The following is a 2474-nucleotide window of genomic DNA, read 5'->3' on the forward strand; positions in this document are numbered from 1 at the left end:
ACCCGCCGAGCCCGGTGGGGTATGAATGGCTCGGTGTTGTGTTCGTTGTGGGCCCGACGTCGGGTAGGTGGGGCGACCGGCTGGGTGGGAGTGCCAGCCGCCCCGACACTCAGTTGTTCCTGTCGCCGAGTTTTCTGACGAAGTCCTGGGCCTTGTCGACGCCGGTGTCGATTTTCTCGCCGTGCTTGCCGCCGGTTTTCTCGTCGATGAGGTCGCCGGCCTTCTCCAGCCCTTCGGCGATCTTGTTGCCGTGAGTTTCGGCGATTTTTTCGGCCTTTTCCCGAATATCCTGCAGATTGTCCTGGTTGGTCGGCTTGTCGGACATGAGCCGCCCCCTCTTCTTTTTCAGTCACATCCTCAGGACCAGGAGTATCGTCCCACACGACCAGGTACCCGGCCCGCGCAGAGCGCCCGGTAGCCCGGGCCCGTGGCCGCCCGCGGTGTCGGATGGACAAGAGAAGCTACTGGAGCCACGTTGACCCGAACGGTCCGGCCGGCAGGCCGTTTCACCACAGCCGGGCGAGGCCGCTTCCTACGGGAAACGGGCCGATGCCCCAACCGCACCGGTACGGGCATCGCCGACTCGGTGGGTTCGCGCGGCTGATCGAGCACGGTTGCCCGTGCGCGGGGCGATCAGCGTGGGTGGTGGTCAACGCGCGGGCTCGTCGTCATCCGGTCAGCGGGAGGGCAGGCCGAGGCGCTCCAGCGCCGCGCGCAGCCGGTCCCGGCCGGAGAGCGACCGCGGGCCCGCCAGCCGTTCCAGCACACGATCGCTCCAGGCACCGGGCAGCCCGTACCGGGCGTTGTACTCGCCCAGCCGCCTGTCGTAGACGGGGATGTGCAGGTCGGAGGCTGCGGCATCGTACCGCTCGTGGTGCAGGACGGCGGCCCGCGGCAGCCGCGGTTTGATCCCGGCATGCTCGGCCGGGTCGGGTGTGCCGACCGCGAGCCCGAACGCCGCCACCGCGTGCGGCGGCAGGCCCAGTTCGGCCGCGACGTCCTCGGGATGGTTACGGATCGCCCCGACGAACACCGTGCCCAGGCCGAGCGACTCGGCCGCGACAACGGCGTTCTGCGCCGCGAAGGCGACGTCGACAAAGCCGACGATCGTCGACTCCAGGTAGTCGGTGGCGTCCAGTGTCGTGCCCGCGCGGTCGGCAAGCCTACGGGCCCGGCTCAGGTCGACGATCCAGACCAGGAACAGCGGCGCCTCGTTGATGAACCGCTGATTTCTCGCCAGTGCCGCGAGCCGGGCCCTGCGCTGCGGGTCCCGTACGGCGACCACACTCCATGCCTGCAGGTTGGACGAGGTCGACGCGGACTGGGCGGCCGCGACCAGCGCGGCCAGTTCGTCCTCGGTGACCGGCCGGGGCGTGAAGCTGCGCACCGACCGGTGCGCGAGCTGTAGCGCGATCACCTCGTTGGCGACGCCCAGTGTCGCCTCCGGATCCGCGTAGCGAGCGGTGACGGTCATTCCTGTCCTCCCACGGTGGCTTGAGGGCTCACGGCATGCCGGGCGCCGCGGAGCTGGAACAGTCGCCGGGCGTTGCCGATCCGGATCAGCTCCTGCTCCCGGGCGTCGAACCCGGCCGCGGCCAGCGTGTCGTCGATGCGCGGCTGCGCCGCGTCGCGGTGGATCGGCCAGTCGCTGCCGATGATGATCCGTTCGGCGCCGAGGACCGCGCCGAAATAGGCCAGCAGCGGGGCGCTGAACCGCATCGTGTCGAAGTAGATGTTCGCCCCGGCACTGCCGTCGCCGAGCCGCCGACAGTGCTCGGCCAGCTCGTCGACGGCGTACAACAGCGCGCCGTGCCCGAGCGCGGTGAACACCAGGTGCAGGTCGGGAAGCCGGGTGGGCAGATCCGCGTGCAGCGCGGACAGGAAGGCCACCCCGTTCTCCAGACCGCGTCCGGCCGAGTTGCCGGGCCATCCCGCGGCCTGGCGCAGCACCTCGGCCCGCGGGGACTGGACGGGATGCACGAACACCGGCACGCCAAGCCGCGCGGCCAGCTCCAGGGCCGGGAACGCCTCGGGAGAGCCAGGGAACTTCCCGTAGCGGGAGGAGTCCAGCACCAGGCCGTGCAGCCCCAGCTCCTCGATCGCGTACCGCGCCTGCTCGGCTCCGGCCTCGCCGGCGTAGGCGTCGACAGTGGCCAGCCCGAGGAACCGGTCATGCGGATCCAGACGCTCGGCGAGGTACTCGTTCACCGCGTTCACGCGCGCCGGTTCGACGTCCCCGTCCGGGCCGAACAGCGACTCGAGCGGCGCGCTGAGCGCGCGCAGGTCGACCCCGGCATCTCTGCTCTCGGCCGCGAGACCGGCGAGGTCCTCGCGGGGGTCGGGTTCCCCCGGGGCCAGCCAGGTCGCGTTGCTCCAGCCCGTCCAGCCGGTCGGTTGCCAGTGGGTGTGGATGTCGAGGACCGTGGCCTCGTCCAGGGACGTCATCGCGTCCAGCCCGCCGCCGTGCCGGCGGC

General features: G+C 70.9%; 3 protein-coding genes. All 3 read right to left on the minus strand.

Translation table 11 applies throughout. From position 1 onward, the window contains the following. Positions 1-109: 109 nt before the first annotated feature. On the minus strand, positions 110-325 hold the full coding sequence (locus FrCorBMG51_RS21935) for an antitoxin (RefSeq protein WP_047224910.1): 216 nt from the start codon (positions 323-325) through the stop codon (positions 110-112). Between the two features lie 351 nt (positions 326-676). Beyond that, positions 677-1474: an NADPH-dependent oxidoreductase gene (locus FrCorBMG51_RS21940; RefSeq protein ID WP_047224911.1), complete on the minus strand. Its 798-nt coding sequence runs from the start codon at positions 1472-1474 to the stop codon at positions 677-679. Then, the coding region (locus tag FrCorBMG51_RS21945; protein WP_086055616.1) for an amidohydrolase family protein at positions 1471-2474 on the minus strand (1004 nt) is incomplete at its 5' end. The genes FrCorBMG51_RS21945 and FrCorBMG51_RS21940, both read right to left, overlap by 4 nt.

It is taken from the genome of Protofrankia coriariae, assembly GCF_001017755.1.
GTDB classification, from domain to species: domain Bacteria; phylum Actinomycetota; class Actinomycetes; order Frankiales; family Frankiaceae; genus Protofrankia; species Protofrankia coriariae.

Excerpts from the sequence above, each read along its gene's own strand:
- FrCorBMG51_RS21935 (WP_047224910.1), bottom strand. The coding sequence starts at position 325 with ATGTCCGACAAGCCGACCAACCAGGACAATCTGCAGGATATTCGGGAA.
- FrCorBMG51_RS21940 (WP_047224911.1), bottom strand. The coding sequence starts at position 1,474 with ATGACCGTCACCGCTCGCTACGCGGATCCGGAGGCGACACTGGGCGTC.